This is a genomic window from Acidithiobacillus concretivorus (genome assembly GCF_018853445.1).
Lineage (GTDB): Bacteria > Pseudomonadota > Gammaproteobacteria > Acidithiobacillales > Acidithiobacillaceae > Acidithiobacillus > Acidithiobacillus concretivorus.
On record NZ_JABELD010000023.1, the window covers coordinates 1 to 15,943 of the forward strand.

Annotated in this window: 22 protein-coding genes, 1 tRNA gene, 1 other RNA gene and 1 pseudogene; 15 read left to right on the forward strand and 10 right to left on the reverse strand. The window is 52.5% G+C overall.

What is annotated here, in order from left to right:
• The 5 genes from HJG40_RS03490 to HJG40_RS03510 form a co-directional block, all read left to right on the forward strand.
• A partial coding sequence (locus HJG40_RS03490) for a tRNA-guanine transglycosylase (RefSeq protein WP_215862913.1) occupies window positions 1–206 on the forward strand: 206 nt, incomplete at its 5' end.
• Between the two features lie 41 nt (window positions 207–247).
• Window positions 248–583 carry a preprotein translocase subunit YajC gene (gene yajC / locus HJG40_RS03495; RefSeq protein ID WP_010642072.1) on the forward strand — a complete coding sequence of 112 codons (336 nt, stop codon included), beginning with the start codon at window positions 248–250 and terminating at the stop codon, window positions 581–583.
• A 9-nt stretch (window positions 584–592) separates the two neighbouring features.
• Complete coding sequence (secD, locus tag HJG40_RS03500; protein WP_215862914.1) at window positions 593–2,377, forward strand: protein translocase subunit SecD; 1,785 nt, start codon at window positions 593–595, stop codon at window positions 2,375–2,377.
• Between the two features lie 9 nt (window positions 2,378–2,386).
• The gene (secF, locus tag HJG40_RS03505; protein ID WP_215862915.1) at window positions 2,387–3,337 is read left to right on the forward strand and encodes a protein translocase subunit SecF; all 951 of its coding nucleotides are present in this window, start codon (window positions 2,387–2,389) and stop codon (window positions 3,335–3,337) included.
• Between the two features lie 90 nt (window positions 3,338–3,427).
• Window positions 3,428–3,519 (forward strand) — tRNA-Ser (locus HJG40_RS03510).
• 279 nt (window positions 3,520–3,798) lie between these two features.
• Here the strand turns inward: HJG40_RS03510 and HJG40_RS03515 are convergent.
• The 9 genes and pseudogenes from HJG40_RS03515 to HJG40_RS03555 all read right to left on the reverse strand — a co-directional run bounded on the left by HJG40_RS03515 (window position 3,799) and on the right by HJG40_RS03555 (window position 7,079).
• Complete coding sequence (locus HJG40_RS03515) at window positions 3,799–4,104, reverse strand: hypothetical protein (protein ID WP_215862916.1); 306 nt, start codon at window positions 4,102–4,104, stop codon at window positions 3,799–3,801.
• Window positions 4,101–4,646 (reverse strand): type IV toxin-antitoxin system AbiEi family antitoxin, encoded by a 546-nt coding sequence (gene abiEi, locus HJG40_RS03520; protein ID WP_438263555.1) that lies wholly within the window; start codon window positions 4,644–4,646, stop codon window positions 4,101–4,103. Before abiEi ends, HJG40_RS03515 begins: the two co-directional genes overlap by 4 nt.
• Before the next feature lie 359 nt (window positions 4,647–5,005).
• Complete coding sequence (locus HJG40_RS03525; protein WP_215862918.1) at window positions 5,006–5,332, reverse strand: type II toxin-antitoxin system PemK/MazF family toxin; 327 nt, start codon at window positions 5,330–5,332, stop codon at window positions 5,006–5,008.
• Window positions 5,319–5,549 (reverse strand): DUF8778 family protein, encoded by a 231-nt coding sequence (locus HJG40_RS03530; RefSeq protein ID WP_215862919.1) that lies wholly within the window; start codon window positions 5,547–5,549, stop codon window positions 5,319–5,321. Before HJG40_RS03530 ends, HJG40_RS03525 begins: the two co-directional genes overlap by 14 nt.
• Before the next feature lie 240 nt (window positions 5,550–5,789).
• A complete protein-coding gene (locus HJG40_RS03535; protein WP_215862956.1) occupies window positions 5,790–5,984 on the reverse strand; it encodes a hypothetical protein in 195 nt (64 codons plus the stop codon).
• Window positions 5,927–6,103 (reverse strand): annotated as a pseudogene (locus HJG40_RS03540) (transposase); the annotation flags it as partial. The pseudogene HJG40_RS03540 and the gene HJG40_RS03535, both read right to left, overlap by 58 nt.
• Window positions 6,104–6,400 (reverse strand): hypothetical protein, encoded by a 297-nt coding sequence (locus HJG40_RS03545; RefSeq protein WP_215862957.1) that lies wholly within the window; start codon window positions 6,398–6,400, stop codon window positions 6,104–6,106.
• Window positions 6,397–6,816: a type II toxin-antitoxin system VapC family toxin gene (locus tag HJG40_RS03550; RefSeq protein ID WP_215862920.1), complete on the reverse strand. Its 420-nt coding sequence runs from the start codon at window positions 6,814–6,816 to the stop codon at window positions 6,397–6,399. The genes HJG40_RS03545 and HJG40_RS03550 overlap by 4 nt, the downstream gene beginning before the upstream one ends.
• Complete coding sequence (locus HJG40_RS03555; protein WP_215862921.1) at window positions 6,813–7,079, reverse strand: AbrB/MazE/SpoVT family DNA-binding domain-containing protein; 267 nt, start codon at window positions 7,077–7,079, stop codon at window positions 6,813–6,815. Before HJG40_RS03555 ends, HJG40_RS03550 begins: the two co-directional genes overlap by 4 nt.
• 53 nt (window positions 7,080–7,132) lie before the next feature.
• Between HJG40_RS03555 and HJG40_RS03560 the strand changes: the two genes are divergently transcribed.
• On the forward strand, window positions 7,133–7,270 hold the full coding sequence (locus HJG40_RS03560; RefSeq protein WP_215862922.1) for a hypothetical protein: 138 nt from the start codon (window positions 7,133–7,135) through the stop codon (window positions 7,268–7,270).
• Window positions 7,271–7,274: 4 nt separating this feature from the next.
• Here the strand turns inward: HJG40_RS03560 and HJG40_RS03565 are convergent, their stop codons facing one another.
• On the reverse strand, window positions 7,275–7,610 hold the full coding sequence (locus HJG40_RS03565; RefSeq protein ID WP_368355870.1) for a PIN domain-containing protein: 336 nt from the start codon (window positions 7,608–7,610) through the stop codon (window positions 7,275–7,277).
• Window positions 7,611–8,084: 474 nt separating this feature from the next.
• Between HJG40_RS03565 and HJG40_RS03570 the strand changes: the two genes are divergently transcribed.
• From HJG40_RS03570 to HJG40_RS03610, 9 genes are all read left to right on the forward strand, one after another.
• Entirely contained in the window at window positions 8,085–9,149 is a 1,065-nt protein-coding gene (locus HJG40_RS03570; protein ID WP_368355871.1) for a tellurite resistance/C4-dicarboxylate transporter family protein, read from the forward strand.
• Between the two features lie 151 nt (window positions 9,150–9,300).
• An RNA gene (gene ffs / locus HJG40_RS03575) (signal recognition particle sRNA small type) lies at window positions 9,301–9,397 on the forward strand.
• 26 nt (window positions 9,398–9,423) lie between these two features.
• Window positions 9,424–11,121 (forward strand): DNA polymerase III subunit gamma/tau, encoded by a 1,698-nt coding sequence (dnaX, locus tag HJG40_RS03580; RefSeq protein WP_215862924.1) that lies wholly within the window; start codon window positions 9,424–9,426, stop codon window positions 11,119–11,121.
• Complete coding sequence (locus HJG40_RS03585; RefSeq protein WP_215862925.1) at window positions 11,118–11,444, forward strand: YbaB/EbfC family nucleoid-associated protein; 327 nt, start codon at window positions 11,118–11,120, stop codon at window positions 11,442–11,444. Before dnaX ends, HJG40_RS03585 begins: the two co-directional genes overlap by 4 nt.
• Window position 11,445: 1 nt before the next feature.
• On the forward strand, window positions 11,446–12,045 hold the full coding sequence (recR, locus tag HJG40_RS03590; RefSeq protein WP_215862926.1) for a recombination mediator RecR: 600 nt from the start codon (window positions 11,446–11,448) through the stop codon (window positions 12,043–12,045).
• 34 nt (window positions 12,046–12,079) lie between these two features.
• Window positions 12,080–13,297, forward strand: coding sequence for an ammonium transporter (locus HJG40_RS03595; RefSeq protein WP_215862927.1), 1,218 nt, complete (start codon window positions 12,080–12,082; stop codon window positions 13,295–13,297).
• A 2-nt stretch (window positions 13,298–13,299) separates the two neighbouring features.
• Window positions 13,300–14,145, forward strand: a complete 846-nt coding sequence (locus HJG40_RS03600) for an NAD(P)H-hydrate dehydratase (protein ID WP_215862928.1) — start codon at window positions 13,300–13,302, stop codon at window positions 14,143–14,145.
• Complete coding sequence (gene bioA / locus HJG40_RS03605; RefSeq protein WP_215862929.1) at window positions 14,138–15,490, forward strand: adenosylmethionine--8-amino-7-oxononanoate transaminase; 1,353 nt, start codon at window positions 14,138–14,140, stop codon at window positions 15,488–15,490. Before HJG40_RS03600 ends, bioA begins: the two co-directional genes overlap by 8 nt.
• Window positions 15,487–15,942 carry a CBS domain-containing protein gene (locus tag HJG40_RS03610; RefSeq protein ID WP_215862930.1) on the forward strand — a complete coding sequence of 152 codons (456 nt, stop codon included), beginning with the start codon at window positions 15,487–15,489 and terminating at the stop codon, window positions 15,940–15,942. The genes bioA and HJG40_RS03610 overlap by 4 nt, the downstream gene beginning before the upstream one ends.
• Window position 15,943 lies beyond the last annotated feature (1 nt).

The following is a 15,943-nucleotide window of genomic DNA, read 5'->3' on the forward strand; positions in this document are numbered from 1 at the left end:
CCTGCCGCAATTACAGCCGGGCTTATTTGCGGCACCTGCAGCGTAGCCATGAAATATTGGGGGCGCGCCTGAATACCCAACATAACCTCCATTACTATCAGGAGCTCATGGCGGGGCTGCGCGAGGCCATTATTCAGGGCCGCCTGGAGGCCTTCCGAAAGGAATTTTATCAACGTCGTACCGCGAGTTCCCTCATTGACGCCTAAAGGCTACAATGAGCGCCCTCAAACCTGATCAGGAGTGGATAATGAGTTTTTCACCAATTGCCAATGCCTATGCCGGAACTGCAGCCGGTGGTGGTTCAGACTCTGGACTGATCATGATTGTCTATATTCTGGTCTTCGGGGCCATTATCTATTTTATGATGATTCGTCCGCAGATGCGAAAATCCAAGGAACAGCGCCAGCTCATGGCTTCCATCTCCAAGGGGGATGAAGTGGTTACCGTTGGCGGCCTCGCCGGACGCGTCATGCAACTGGGCGATGAATACTTACATATTGAAGTCGCTGAAGGGGTTACCGTAAAAGTTCAAAAGGCGGCGGTCACCTTGTTGCTTCCCAAAGGGACTCTGAAAAAACTTTAAGGCCTGTTCATGACCCGTTATCCGTGGTGGAAGTACCTGATCATTCTCCTGGTTGTCATACCTGCGCTGCTTTATGCACTGCCCAATTTTTACGGTTGGCATGCTGCCGTGGAAGTCCGCGCCCCGATCGGAACGATCATTCCGCCCGTAACGACCCTGCAAGGCTGGCTCCAGGACGCCAAAATTCCGGTGCGCAGCGTCCGTAGTGATGCCCAGGGCAGCACATTCTTTTTCCCCGACGATAATGCTCAGGGACTGGCCGAAACTTTGTTGCAAAATAAGCTTCCTGCCAACGCCCAGGTGATTTTGTCGCAAATGTCCGCCGAACCCGACTGGCTGAAATCCTTGGGGGGTAAGCCCGTAAACCTCGGACTGGATTTGCGCGGCGGCGTCTATTTGCTCTTGCGCGTGGATACCGACGCGGTCATCAAGCACGCTTTGGAACAGGATAGTGGTAACCTGCGCACTTTTCTGCGCCATAAAGATCTGCAATATCTGGCCGTGAATACTACCGGGCCCGATGCTCTGGCCATCGAAATGGCCAGTCCGGCTTTGGCTGTGGAAGCGCAAAAAGTGATTGCCCGGCAATACCCCGATTATGCCGTCACCGTACAACCCAAGGGCATCATCGACGTCACCATCACGCCCGACGCCGCCAAAAAAATGAAAGACGATGCCTTGCAGCAGGCCATTGTGGTAATTCGTAACCGTATTGATGAACTGGGCGTCTCCGAGCCGGTGATTCAGCGCCAGGGCGTTGAGCATATTGCCGTGCAGCTTCCCGGTGTTCAGGATACTCAGCGCGCCAAATCCATCATTGGTTCTACGGCCCAGTTGGAATTCAAGATGGTGGATGATCAGGCCAACATGGCGGATGCCCTCAAGGGTCAACTACCGCCGGGGACCGCCCTGTATTATGGTCTGCATAATTCTCCCTATGTGTTGTATACCGATACGGTGCTGACCGGTCGTTACCTCAGCAATGCCAGTGCTGGCGTGGACAACAATAATGGCGAATCCATTATTAACGTCAGCTTCAATAATGCCGGTACCCGGATTTTTGGCGATCTGACCAGCAAAAATGTCGGCAAGCGCATGGCCATTCTGCTCGATAACAAGGTGGTCACGGCACCGGTGATTCGTGAAGCCATCACGGGCGGCAGAGCCCAGATTACCGGATTTGCCAATCTCAAAGCGGCCAGCAATGCCGCCATTGAACTGCGAGCCGGTGCCTTACCTGCGCCGGTTCACATTTCCGAAGAGCGCACGGTTGGCCCGACCCTGGGGCAGGATTCCATTCATGATGGCGTCATGGCGGTGCTGTTCGGCATGATATTCGTAGTGGCTTTCATGACCATTTACTATCGGGCGTTTGGTCTGATTGCGGATATGGCCATTCTGGTCAATATTCTCGCCATTCTGGCCGTGCTTTCCCTGATGGGCGGTACCCTGACCCTGCCGGGTATTGCGGGAATTGTTCTGAAAATTGGTCTTGCCGTCGATGCAAACGTGCTGGTGTTTGAACGAATCCGCGAAGAACTGCGTCACGGCATGAGTGTCCGTGCGGCCATTGATGCCGGGTTCAAAAAGGCCTTCGCCACCATTGTGGACTCCAATATTACGGTGTTGATTGCCGCGCTGGTGCTCTTCCAGTTTGGTACTGGTGCCATCAAGGGGTTTGCCCTGGTGCTGACTATCGGGGTCATTACCTCCATGTTTACTGCGACCATGATGAGTCGCGGTATTATCGAACGCGTCCTCGGTAAGCGGCGCATTCAAAAACTGTATATCTGAGGCCGCATCATGGAATTATTCAAAGCCCGTACCCATGTGGATTTCATGTCGAGGCGCTGGATATTCCTCGGAATATCCGCCTTGCTGATTGTTGCCTCAGTAGCCGTATTTTTCGTGCGTGGATTAAACTACAGCATTGATTTTACTGGCGGTACTTTGGTGGAGTTGGCCTTCAGCAAAACCCCGGATTTAGGCGCGGTACGCGGTACCCTGACCACCGCCGGTTTTCATAATGTGGTGGTGCAAACCTTTGGCGGAGACCGTGATCTGTTGATTCGTCTGCGTACCCAGCCGGGCGAAAGCAGCGCCGTCGGTACTAAAATTCTTCAGGTTTTCCAGAAAAATCAGGCGGCTTATCCTGACGTGCAATTACGTCGCACCGAATACGTGGGCCCGGAAGTCGGCAAGGAACTGCGCAATAAAGGCATCATGGCCCTGATTATTGTTACTCTGGGTATTTTGATTTATGTCGGGTTTCGTTTTGAATGGCGTTTTGCGGTGGGTGGCGTATTAGCCATGCTCCATGACCCCATTCTGGTCGTAGGATTTTTTGCCATCACCCAGGAAGAATTCTCGCTGACAGTCATTGCGGCTTTGTTGGTGATTATGGGCTACTCGCTGAATGATACCGTGGTGGTGTTTGACCGGATGCGTGAAGATCTTCGCGCCTCCCGAAGTGGTGACGTCGCGCAGATTTTTAACGTGGCTATTAATGAAACCCTGTCCAGAACCGTTATCACCAGCTTCATTACCTTCATGGTGGCCCTCTCCCTGTTTTTGTTCGGGGGACCGGTGATTCATGGTTTTGCCACCGCCCTGGTCATTGGCGTTGTGGTCGGTACTTATTCCTCCATTTTCGTGGCCAGTCCTATTGCCCTATGGCTGGGACTGAAGCGTGAGCATGTTCTCAAGCGTCAGTTCATCAGCTCCAAAGACCGTAATGATGGAGCGCGCCTGTAAGCCAGGCCGAACGTCCCGGCAAGCAGTGGCTGAAACCGTTTATACAAAGACTTGCCGAATACTGCACGAAAGCTTAATGTATGCCTCCACGGAGAGGTACCGAAGTGGCCATAACGGCGCCGACTCGAAATCGGATGGGGGTTAATAGCCCCACGTGGGTTCGAATCCCACCCTCTCCGCCAAAATAATAATATAACAATATGATTTATAATAAAATATATTTTTTAGAGTTAATTTATCTTACCTGTGATCTTACCCAGTCAAAACTCTTTTTCATACATTTCTCCTAACTTTAGTCAGCTTCCAGCCGGACAGGTGTTTGGTCCATACAGGCATTGAGAGGGCCAATAACAACTTAGACGCCCAAAAGCATCGGTTGAAGAGATAGGCGAACTCATCCAGGTGTTCCAGATGGTGTTTGTGTCAAACAGCGCTGGTGATTGACCGGTTTTCAGTAGAAATCAGCGTTTGGATGGTTCGGTCAAAATCTCATGAATGGATTCAGCAACTACCAACGTCGGACTCACCCCATCCAAAACGGAATAATTCATCCTTAACGGCACCACCTCTCTAAACCGATCTGAACCGCGACAAAGACGCAAGGACGTACCCCCATGGAAAACCAGATTTTTCAGTAGCCCCTCAGAATCGAGTGCGTTAAATAGCTCGTAATGCAGTAGCTCTTTTTCGACGACCGGACGCATGGCATCCAGCCCTCGTCCCGCCATGGCCATATCGACATATCGATTAAAATCCTTGTGTTTCATTCCGTATCATCCCGTTCTTCCGGGTCAATCATGTCGATATTTCTACCAACCCGGTACAGATCCTGAACAGCAGCCCGCTTTTTTGCGATTCGTAAAGGCCGATCTTCTACCACCATGGTGCGTTCCAGAACTTCCGGGATACTGCGTTTCGTGTGCGTAAATTCGATGGTTCCAAACGGCGTATCATGCAAACCGCTTGCGCCTGTCGTCATGACGGTCAGACGACTTACAGGGATCTGGGAAATAACCCCATATTCAGAGAGCATGCTTTCCAATGATACATAACTAAGTTTCCCTGGTCGTAAAGCCCGGGCAACCGACTCAATGATCCGTCCTCCGTTCCGCATTAACGCGGGCGCGTAAACATAGACCCCCCGTGCAGCCTTGATCAGCAACTGATCCTTGATCATGCGCTGCAAAGATTTTTCCATACCCTTGTCCGTTTCATTTGGAAACATTTTCTCCATGTCTCTCCGCGTAAACACAAAGAGATTGCGGCGTTCCATATCGGACAAAGTGCGCATTAAATCCATCCGGTTCATTGGTCAGTAAAAACCCCCTTATTATGTAGGGTTTAAGTTTACATAACCGAGGATGACACCACAACCAGGTTATGGGGTCTGAAGTCCAATGGAATGAAAACATACGCTAAGTCATATACGATTAAGCAGCATGAAAATAATGTAGACAATTCAAATTGATAGTTCGTTATTTTTCAGCGTGATCCCACTTGGATTATCTCCATGCAGGGCGCATTGGATCATTCACGACAACTAAAGCAGCCGTCGGGGCTAGACGAATGGCCTTGGCGTATGTTTTCGTTCCATTGGACTTCAGACCCCTAACACCGCTCAATCGTTGAGTCTCGGTCTTTGCTGAGTTGTCGCCCACCTCGGGCCGTTCACCTGGGCATTCCCAGATGAATCAAAATGGCCGTTTCGATGGCTGTCATATCCGCCTTGCTCAATCGCCCCACCAGATTTTTCAGACGACTTTTGTCTGCGGCCATGATCTGATCGGCCATCGCTTTGCCGGGCTTACCGGACAGCGTAATGAACGCTTCCCCCGGATATTGGCGGCCAGTATTGCTGGTGAGTGGCACCACGACCACGCGTGCCAGATGCCGGTTGGCCGCATCATTACTGACGATGACGGCGGGTCGAGTCTTACGGATCTCGCTTCCTACCGACGGATCAAACTCCACCCACCAGACTTCACCGCGCTTCATCGGTCATGTCCGCCAGCAGGGCGCTGCACCATGCCTGCGCTTCCGTCTCGCGCTCCTGGTCGGCGGCCATCGCTTGATAGCCGTCATCCAGGGCGGTATCGAGCACATGCGGCCGGAGCAGGTCTTCGATAAACTGACTCATGTGCCGCCTGCCAACCGTCCGATACAGGCCGTCGTACACGGCTTCATCCAGGGAGATAGTCATTTTCTTGTGCATGGGGGCCTCATTATACGTCAAACATAATACTACTATAGCACAGTCAGCGTTATCCGCCGTACAGGCAGCTTAGAAGGCCTGGCACCCATCCCGTGGACGTCATCAAGCAGGCCATCCATTGAATTATCTATTTTTATCTATACAGAAAATAAAACAGGATAAGTGTAACCATGGATCCTTGGCACTATCCCCGCACAGATTTGGCGGATCAATACCTGAAAACACTGGGTATCGGGCTCATCAAGAGCTTAGCAGCCAGTCGGTTTTAACTTCGGACCACTGCCAGATTTCGCCCCGAATTTTTTGAAATCGCTCATTTTGAGTCGGTTTTGGCCATTGTTGCCCTGTTTTTTGCGGTTTATCTGCATTTTTCTGCCCTACAGACGCAATACGGCCATGCGTTTTATGTTCCACGCCAGGCAGACCAGACTCCATTCTCCTTGCACCTGACGTAGGCCGCGCAAGGAGAACTGCCGGAATCCCATCACGGATTTGATAATACCTAAGACTGGTTCTACCGTTTGTTTGCGCAGACGGTAAACGCTTCGACCTGCCTAAGTCTTCAGGCGATGCATCATCGCCTGCATCTGGGTCGCATTTTCAGGGAGGGCTTCCGGTTCCGGGCGCCGCGCGTAGTCGTCCCAGTCGCCGCCCGCACCGCCTTGAAGTTGGCGTAATCCAGCGTGTTTTTGCTGACAAAACCAGTCCGAACTGGGGCCCTCCGCCGAGAAGCAGGAGCAGGACGGGTTTTGATCATACCCAGCCAGTCGAAGCCATGCCCCATCAAAAAAATGACTCAAGCTGCTGGAAGTCCCTGTTTGTTCGGTCCCCATGCGTCTGGTGTCGTTCACCGTATGATCTGGACAGGAAAATCCACATGGAGACTTCCCCACACTCGGTCAGCCGTCAGCACGGGAAGGTGTAGGCGTTGCCCCAGCGCCAGGCATGCCCGATCACCCAGGGATAATCCCAATGCCTTGGTGTCGATCCATAATCTGCCACTGACTTCCGCATCGTCGGCGTTGAACGGCAATACTTGCATCCCCAGGGACTCCAAATCACCGCGCAAACCCTCTACGCGCACATTGCGGGCCACACATTTCTGTACGACTTCCGCCCAGTTGACACTGGAAATCACCGCATCAGGCACATGAGGGCGCACAGACTCCCCGCCAGGCTCGTTATGAAGTAATGCGAGCAATGCAGAGGCGTCCAGTACACATTGATGGGATAAACCTTGCGATGGATCATTTTTCGATGCAGTCACACCTGACTTTCCTTCTTGGCCATCTCCCGACGTTCAGCGATGAGTTCATCTGCAAGGTGAACCGTGGATGGGACAGGAGAAAAACGCCCTTCAATGCGCGCCCAGATGGCATCCGGCTTTTCCAGTATCAGCCGGTTGTTCTCTATACGGGCTACCATGGTGGTTCCTGGAGTCAAACCCAGATCTTTTCGCAAGACGGCAGGAATAACGAGACGTCCTTGCAGGCCTAATATCACTTCGACATGTTCATGAGATGGTGTCATGGAAAAATTATGGCACAAGCACATTGAGTATGCCACACAATACAGGAGTGGCCATGTATCACATCTCATGGTGGTCCTGTGGGGCGGCGCAACCCTTCGGGCGCGGCTATGACGCTACTCCGCATCGCAGCCAAGCACCCGGACGTGATCAAAACCGGGCTGGCAGCAGAGAGCAAGTCACTGATGCCTGATTTATTACACCGCCTCCCATGGATTGATGACGTTCAGCCCGGCAGCCTCAAAAGGGGTGGTGTCACGGGTGGCGACGGCAAAGCTGTTGGCAAGGGCGACGGCTGCAATGAAGGCATCGGCCGTTTCGATGGCCAAGCTGGCAGCGCGGGACTTGGCCAGCAGCTCGGCATAGGCTTTCGTGCAAGCCATCTCGAACGACAGCACCCGATTGGCGAACATCGGCAGCAGGCGCTTTTCCAGGTTCTCATGCAGGCTGACCCGTCGCTTGCCAGCCGGCATCAGCGCGACACCCGCACGCAGCTCGGCTACCGTGATTGCGGACAGGTAGAGCGTTTCCACAGCGCTTGCGCGTCGAGCCAGTCAATGACACAAGCATTAGGCTCCTGGCGCTGCGTCTCCGAAATCACGTTCGTATCGAGCAGGATCAAGTGAGACCTTATCTGGGTGCTTTCACGTACGCGTTTTTTCCTTGTAGCGATAGACCCAGGCGCGGCTGCCACCATCGCTATGAAACCCTTCGGGCAGGATATCTACCTGCCGAACGATGAGTTTTCCAATGGTCGTCGTCATCGTGTTATCCTCCGATAAATTGATACTTCGCCAAACGCTTCTGTCTTACCGTTTTCTTACCCGATGACATGGCTAATGGCGAATTTCGTCGGACTTTAGTGGATAGATATTTTGATAACATGATGAATATTAATATTATTATGAATAATATTGAACGTTGGTGGACATAGGCTTGGACTTTGCCCTCTCCGTCAATTTTATATGGTTTCAGATGTTCCAGCATTGGAGCACTGATTGTTGTCTGTGCCAAAATTCCGCATGCATTATCCAGTCCTAAAACATCTTTCTCCTGCGTATTTTACGCTGGTGATGGGTACGGGCGTTATTTCCATTTCGGCAGGGCTGTTGCACTTAATGCTCCTCGCAAGCCTTTTACTCGGGCTTAATATCGCCTTCTACAGCATTTTATGGATCATGAATATTGGCCGTGTTTTACGCTATCCTTCGGAGATTTTCGCCGATTTTGTTAACGTCCAAAAAGGCTCCGGTTTTCTGACAATGGTGGCTGGCAGTGCGGTTCTCGGTAGTCAACTGGTTATTCTTAAAGACCAAACGATTCCTGCGGTTTTTTTGTTGGGATGGGCTGCAATTCTTTACTTGACGCTGAACTACGGCCTGCTCACCCGATTCATGATTCAAAAACATAAACCTGGACTGATAGATGGCATTTCGGGCGGCTGGCTCTTGCATATCATCGCTCCACAATCTATTGCCATTTTGATTTTACTGTTGGATATGCACTGCTCTTTCATGCCCAGGGCGGAATTTGATTTCATCGCACTCAGTCTCTGGCTATTGGGGGGAATGTTATATATCTGGGTTATGGTGCTGATATTTTATCGAATGATTTTTTTGGATTTTTTACCCGAGCATCTTCATTCTTCGTATTGGAGCAATATGGGCGCCATGGCTATTTCCACCTTGGCAGGATCGTTGCTGGTGGTTAATGGGGAGTCGGCGCCCTATCTGCATCCATTTTTGCCTTTTATAAAGGGATTCACCCTGTTTTACTGGGCAGGTGGAAGCTGGTGGATTCCGTTGCTGATCATTCTAGGGTTCTGGCGTTATGTCCTTAGAAAGTTTCCCCTCCGTTATGATGATTCCTACTGGGCCATGGTATTTCCGTTAGGAATGTACAGTCTTGCAACGCTCCACATGGCCCATAGCTTAGATCTGCCTTTTTTGTTTCCGCTGGCCCATGCTTCTTTTTTCCTGGCGCTGACCGCTTGGTGCCTCAGCTTTTTGGCGATGCTTTATGGTTTCGTGCCAATCAGTTACAAAAAAGTACTGCACCGTAATGGTGATTAAGCGGATTCAAATCCTGCCGATTTGAGTCGTCAATATTGATCGCAGATCGGGGTTCTGATACCTTCGCGACTTGTGAGTGCAAAAGTGGTATTGCACTTTTCGTCTGTTCTCGTCCTTGTGTGGACAATTTCAGGTTTTCTATGGCGACAACAATCGGTCCCCTCGCAGTGGTAGCTGGTGAACCCCGTCAGGCCCGGAAGGGAGCAGCGGCAGCCGGCGATCCAGGTGCCGGGGTGTGGCTGATTCGCGTCGCCTCCCAATTTTGTGTTTTCCCATGACGGGATATTTAGCGCTTGCCCGGCGTTGGCGGCCCCAGCATTTTGAAGATTTTGTTGGCCAGGAAGCCGTTGTGGCCGCTTTACGTCATGCCCTGGACTCTGGCCGAATCCACCATGCATTTTTGTTTACCGGAACACGAGGCGTAGGTAAAACCACTTTGGCGAGGTTGCTTGCCAAATGTTTGAACTGCGAAAAAGGTATCAGCAGCCAACCCTGCGGAGCCTGCAGCGCCTGTCTGAGTATCAGCGCCGGAAATTTTGTCGATTTGCTGGAAGTGGATGCTGCCAGCCGCACGCGCGTGGATGAAACCCGTGAACTTCTAGATAACGTCCAATATGCTCCGGTCGCTGGGCGCTATAAAATCTACCTCATTGATGAAGTGCACATGCTGTCCACCCATAGTTTCAATGCCCTGCTGAAAACCCTTGAAGAACCGCCTGAACACGTCAAGTTTTTGCTGGCAACTACCGATCCTCAGAAGCTTCCCGTCACCGTTTTATCCCGCTGTTTGCAGTTCAACTTACGCAGGCTGGAAATCGGTCAGATTCAGGGTCGTCTGCAGCAGATCATGCTCGCAGAGAAAATTTCCGCAGAAGATGCCGCACTGCACATATTGTCCAAAGCCGCCGATGGCAGTTTGCGCGACGCTCTCAGTCTTCTGGATCAGGCCATTGTCCATGGTGGTGGCGAAGTGCGTCGCGAGGGTGTGCTCAGCATGCTGGGACGCAGTGGCGACGATACCGTTATGCTGATGATTGCAGCGCTTATTGCCCAAGATGCGCAACGCGTATTTGCGCTGGTCAACGAACACCTTGCGCGGGGGCTCGATGCCGCCGGGTTACTGGACCTGATCATTGAGGGGGTTCATCGACTGAGTCTTGCTCAGTTTGTGCCAGGTGTTGCAGAAGGAGATGACGCAGAACGGATCAGCCAGCTACGAGATAAAATTAATCCACTGGTTTTGCAGTCCTGGTACGCCCTGTTGCTGTCAGCGCGCCGGGACTTTCAGCTGTATCCAGATCAACGCATGGCGCTGGAAATGGCGTTTTTGCGGGTGCTCAGTTTCTCTACGGGGAGTATTCCCCCAGCGGCGGTGTCGCCCGAACCCGAAAAAAAGCCCGGTTCAATCCCTCAAACCTCTACAGAAACTGCGATCACAGCCGTTGAAACTGTTCAATCCGTCCTGCCAGAACTGATTCCAGAATCAGGCACATTTTCGGATATGGTCCGTGAATCGGCTCCGGAAGTTCACAGCGAAAATGTCTTCATACCGCCGCAAGCGGGTAATATGAGCCTTTCCTGGCAGGAACTGATTGCCGCATTGTCAATTTCACCGCTGCTGCAAGAGCAGTTGCGTCACGGTCAGACCTTGCAGTGTGATGCGCAAAAGGTGGATCTGCTTATGGAACCTCGCTATCTGCCCTTTATTATCAAGGATAAATCACGAATTCTGAAAGCGCTCAGTGACCACTTTGGTCAGACGCCGCAACTTGGTATTGGTGAATTAACCGAGGCAAGCGGCGTACGCAGTGTATATGCTGAAGCAGAATCTCAGGCCTCTGCGCAACAGGAAGAAGCACAGGTCAGGGTGGCCAATGATCCTCTGATCAAACAATTTACGGAAATACTGGGTACTCAGGTAGAATCCATTACCTTGATGACTTTAACGAATCAACAGGGAGGTAGTCGATGATGAAAGGTGGTTTGGGAAATATCATGAAACAGGCGCAGCAACTCCAGGATCGCCTGCAAAAAACCCAGGAAGAACTGGCCCATATTGAAGTCCAGGGGCATGCCGGCGGTAATCTGGTAGAGGTCACCATGACCTGTCGCCACGATGTGCGCAAGGTGCGTATTGATCCCTCGTTGCTGGCAGATAATGATCAGGAAATGCTCGAAGACCTGGTGGCTGCAGCTATTAATGATGCCGTACGCAATGCCGAAAAAGTCAGCGCCGAGCGTATGTCCGAAGTGACGGGCGGGATGAGCATTCCGGGCATGAATCTGCCTTTCTGATATGGCCGATGTTCCGAGTATGGAGGCTTTGGAGGCGCTGTTAAGGCGCCTTCCCGGTATTGGGCCGCGTTCTGCGCAGCGCATCTGCTACGACCTGTTGGTGCGCAAACGTAGTCTACTCCCCCAATTGGCCGCTGCATTTGAACGCGCACATGGTGCCGTGCGTTTTTGTGAGCGCTGCAATAATCTCAGCGAAGCCCCTTTGTGTGGCGTTTGTCGGGGCGCGCATCGGGACCATTCACAACTGTGCATTGTGGAATCACCCGCCGATTTACGCGCCATTGAAGATACGGGCGTGTTCAGCGGGGATTTTTTTGTGTTGATGGGCCATTTGTCGCCTCTGGACGGCATTGGTCCGGAGGCTTTGCATCTTGATCGTCTCAGCGCGCGCTTGGCAGAAACGGGCCTGCAGGAAGTGATATTTGCCACCAACCCCACTTTGGAAGGTGAGGCCACCGCCCAGTTTTTGGCAGAACTGGTACCTGCAGGTGTTACCATCAGTCGTATTGCCCACGGTGTTCCGGTGGGCGGTGAGTTGGAATATGTAGATCGTGGCACACTCGGACGGGCGATGCATGGACGCCGCCTGCTGGATGAATAGTTAAAACAAAACATTTGAGAGAGGAAGAAGTCGAATGCTGGCTACGGGAGAGACGCCTCCGGGCGGTAATGTATTTTTTTTACTGATGGGTGCCATTCTGGTTTTTGCGATGCATGGCGGCTTTGCCTTTCTGGAGTTGGGAACCGTGCGTCGTCGCAGTCAGGTCAATGCGTTGGTCAAAATCCTCAGTGACTTTGGCATTTCGACCATTGTGTACTTTTTTATCGGTTATCATATTGCTTACGGCATCAGTTTTTTTGGAAATGTGCAAACCCTGACCGCCGGCGATCATGGTTTCGAAATGGTGCGCTTTTTCTTCCTGCTGACCTTTGCGGCAGCCGTACCCGCCATCATTTCCGGGGGTATTGCCGAGCGCGCCCGTTTTTACCCACAATTGCTGGCTACGGCTTTTCTGGTGGGTCTGGTTTATCCCTTTTATGAAGGCATCGTCTGGGATAACAATTATGGCATTCAGGCCTGGTTTACGCAGACATTTGGTGCGCCTTTTCATGATTTTGCCGGTTCGGTAGTAGTTCATGCCATGGGTGGCTGGATGGCCCTGATGGCAGTGTGGTTATTGGGACCGCGCCGGGGGCGTTATGGTAAGGATGGTACGGTGCATGCCATGCCGCCTTCCAATATTCCTTTTCTGGCCTTGGGCTCCTGGATTCTGATCATCGGCTGGTTTGGTTTTAATGTGATGAGCGCCCAGCAATTGGCTCAGGTTCAGGGTTTGGTGGCCCTGAATTCACTCATGGCCCTGGTGGGTGGAATGCTCGCCGCTCTGGCCGTTGGCAAGGGCGACCCGGGTTTTGTGCATAATGGGGCATTGGCAGGGCTGGTGGCTATTTGTGCCGGATCGGATGTGGTCCAGCCCATCGGGGCTCTGGCCATTGGTGCCATAGCCGGGATTATTTTTGTGTATTTATTTACCTTTGTACAACATCGACTGCGCCTGGACGACGTTCTCGGGGTCTGGCCTTTGCATGGCGTTTGCGGTGTCTGGGGCGGCTTGGCCGTGGGAATTTTCGGCCTGAAAATGCTGGGCGGTGCTGGGGGCGTCAGTTTCTGGTCGCAGCTCCTCGGCACTGGTTTGGGCGTTTTGATTGCGCTGGCAGGTAGTGGAGTGGTTTACGGCACCATCAAGGCTTTCATTGGGATTCGCCTGGATGCCGAGGCGGAATATGCCGGTCCCGATTTGAGTATTCACCATGTCAGCGCGTATCCTGAGGAGGATATTGAGAGGGCCTGAACGTGGATGATGACTTTGTTGCATTGACTCGGGAGAGTCTGCCGAAACTGACGAAAAGATCTCCTGATGCACATAAAGGTCGTTTTGGTCATGTTTTTGTACTGGGTGGCGCACCAGGAATGGGCGGAGCACTGGCTTTGGCTGCTGCGGCTGCCTACCGGGTTGGGGCAGGGCTGGTGACAGCCGTGGGTCATCCTTCCGCAGTTCCTTATCTGGCTTCCGCGCTTCCAGAAGCGACCTGGTGGGACTGGCCTCCAAGTTTTTCTGCTTTACCGGACAATGCGGTACTCGCCGTGGGGCCTGGTCTGGGGCAGGGGCTGGCAGCGCATGATATGCTGACTGAGGTTGGCAGTTTGCGCATTCCACAGGTTTGGGATGCGGATGCCCTCAATATTCTCGCGCGTTTTGGTGCGCCGTTGCTCAGTGCGAGGGCTGTGCGGCTGTTTACCCCGCATCCAGGTGAGGCGGCCCGACTGCTGGCAATGCAGCTTCCTGACGTTCAGCTGGACCGGATAGGGGTAATACGGGCCTTGCAATCCCGCTATGGCGGGCATTGGGTTTTGAAGGGGCAGCACAGTCTTATGCTGGGTGAAACAGCGCGCTGTTATTGTCCCTGGGGCAATCCGGGAATGGCCACTGGCGGCAGCGGCGATGTATTGACCGGGGTGCTGGCGGGATTATTGGCCCAAGGCCTGCCTGCTGCTGACGCCCTGATTTTAGGGGTTGCCATTCATGCCCTCGCCGGAGATCGTGCTGCCCGACGTTTGGGAGAAGAAAGTCTGCTGGCCAGCAATATTCTCGAAGAACTACCTTTTGTTATCCAGGAGTTGAATGCCACCCATGTCTGAAACCGAAATGCTGAAAGCCTGGGATCGCCGATATTTTTGGCATCCCTTCACCCAGATGCAATGTTATGGTGACGATGATCCCTGGATTATCGAGAGGGCGGAAGGCCATTATTTGTATGATGTGGATGGCGCGCGTTGCCTGGATGCGGTCGCGAGCCTCTGGTGTAATGTCCATGGTCATCGCCATCCGCGCCTTGATGCTGCCCTTCTGGAGCAGTTGGGAAAGGTTGCACATACCACAGCCCTGGGCGCCAGCAATCCACCGGCTATCCGTCTCGCCAAAAAGCTGGTTGAGTGCACCCCGGAATCCCTGCAACATTGTTTTTTCAGTGAAGATGGTTCCGAGGCGGTAGAAGTGGCTATTAAAATGGCTGCGCAGTACTGGGCCAACATCGGGTGTCCGGAAAAGCATCTTTTTTTGACCCTCGACAATGCTTATCACGGCGATACGGTGGGGGCTGTTTCAGTGGGTGGATTTCCGCTGTTTCACGAAGTCTATGGTAATTTGCTGTTCCCGACGCGCCGGCTGCCCAGCCCCTATGTGCTGCAATGGGAGCAATCCCAGGGCGATGCTGCACAGGCTACCGGGCTCTGGCTGAATACTCTGGAAGCCGTTTTACGGGCAGAAAAAGACCATATTGCTGCTCTGATTCTGGAAGGCGGCGTGCAGGGTGCAGCCGGGATATTGCCTTTTCCACCCGGGATCTTGTCGGGTGCACAAAAGCTCTGTAATACCCATGAGGTTCTGCTTATTGTTGACGAAGTGGCCACTGGCTTTGGTCGCAGCGGCCAATTATTCTCCTGCCAAAAAGAACAGGTCGAACCTGACTTGCTGGCGCTCGGCAAAGGACTGAGCGGCGGTTATTTACCCATTGCTGCAACGCTGACTTCAGAAGCAATCTATCAGGCTTTTCTGGCACCCTTTGGCGAAGCCAAACAGTTTTATTACGGGCACACTTTTACGGCTAACCCTTTGGCTTGTGCAGTGGCTCTGGAAAATCTGAACATTTTTTCTGAAGGCCATTTGTTGTCCGAAATCCCGAATAAAATCGAAAAACTGCGCGACGGTCTGGAAGTATTTCACCATCAACCCTGGGCAGGTAATCTCCGGCAATTTGGCTTGATGGCGGCCATACCCTTGCGTGACCCGGCTACCGGAACGGCTTACCCTTACGGCGAACGTGTCGAATACATGGTCTGCAAGCGTGCCCGGGAAATGGGTGTTTATAGTCGCCCCTTAGGTGATCTGCTCACTATTGTGCCCCCTCTGTCGGTGACAGAGCAGGAAATAGACACTATTCTCCAGACATTATTTGACGCCATGGCGGAAGGAAGAACCCAATGACAACGGCCCAGGAAATCATGACGCGTGCTGCCAGCACGGTACAGGAAGATGATTCAGTCAAAAATGTCGGCAAAATCTTGCTGCAGACAGGGCATCACAGCATTCCCGTGGTCAATGCCTCCGGGCATCTGGTTGGCATGATCGGCGAGCGCGACCTGATTGATGCCAACCGCGAGGTGCATTTGCCCACCATGTTGACCATTCTTGATGGATTGATTCCGTTGGGCGGTATGCATGAATACGAAGAAGAATTGCGTAAGGTTACGGCGGTTACTGCCGGCCAGTTGGCCAGTACCAAGGTTGTGACCGCAAGACCCGATGAAAATGCCGATGCGGTCGCCGAAAAACTCTTACGTAAGGAAGTCCATGCCTTGCCTGTTGTGGATGCCGATGGAAAGCTGTTGGGTATTATCACCCGCTCCGATATTCTCCAGCATCTGTTAAAACCCTGAG

Coding starts and splice junctions, on each gene's coding strand:
- dnaX (WP_215862924.1), top strand. CDS start 9,424: ATGACGGGATATTTAGCGCTTGCCCGGCGTTGGCGGCCCCAGCATTTT.
- HJG40_RS03555 (WP_215862921.1), bottom strand. CDS start 7,079: ATGACACCATCTCATGAACATGTCGAAGTGATATTAGGCCTGCAAGGA.
- HJG40_RS03515 (WP_215862916.1), bottom strand. CDS start 4,104: ATGAAACACAAGGATTTTAATCGATATGTCGATATGGCCATGGCGGGA.
- HJG40_RS03530 (WP_215862919.1), bottom strand. CDS start 5,549: ATGCACAAGAAAATGACTATCTCCCTGGATGAAGCCGTGTACGACGGC.
- secD (WP_215862914.1), top strand. CDS start 593: ATGACCCGTTATCCGTGGTGGAAGTACCTGATCATTCTCCTGGTTGTC.
- HJG40_RS03535 (WP_215862956.1), bottom strand. CDS start 5,984: ATGGAGTCTGGTCTGCCTGGCGTGGAACATAAAACGCATGGCCGTATT.
- yajC (WP_010642072.1), top strand. CDS start 248: ATGAGTTTTTCACCAATTGCCAATGCCTATGCCGGAACTGCAGCCGGT.
- HJG40_RS03595 (WP_215862927.1), top strand. CDS start 12,080: ATGCTGGCTACGGGAGAGACGCCTCCGGGCGGTAATGTATTTTTTTTA.
- secF (WP_215862915.1), top strand. CDS start 2,387: ATGGAATTATTCAAAGCCCGTACCCATGTGGATTTCATGTCGAGGCGC.
- HJG40_RS03585 (WP_215862925.1), top strand. CDS start 11,118: ATGATGAAAGGTGGTTTGGGAAATATCATGAAACAGGCGCAGCAACTC.
- bioA (WP_215862929.1), top strand. CDS start 14,138: ATGTCTGAAACCGAAATGCTGAAAGCCTGGGATCGCCGATATTTTTGG.
- abiEi (WP_438263555.1), bottom strand. CDS start 4,646: ATGAACCGGATGGATTTAATGCGCACTTTGTCCGATATGGAACGCCGC.
- HJG40_RS03525 (WP_215862918.1), bottom strand. CDS start 5,332: ATGAAGCGCGGTGAAGTCTGGTGGGTGGAGTTTGATCCGTCGGTAGGA.
- recR (WP_215862926.1), top strand. CDS start 11,446: ATGGCCGATGTTCCGAGTATGGAGGCTTTGGAGGCGCTGTTAAGGCGC.
- HJG40_RS03560 (WP_215862922.1), top strand. CDS start 7,133: ATGTATCACATCTCATGGTGGTCCTGTGGGGCGGCGCAACCCTTCGGG.
- HJG40_RS03610 (WP_215862930.1), top strand. CDS start 15,487: ATGACAACGGCCCAGGAAATCATGACGCGTGCTGCCAGCACGGTACAG.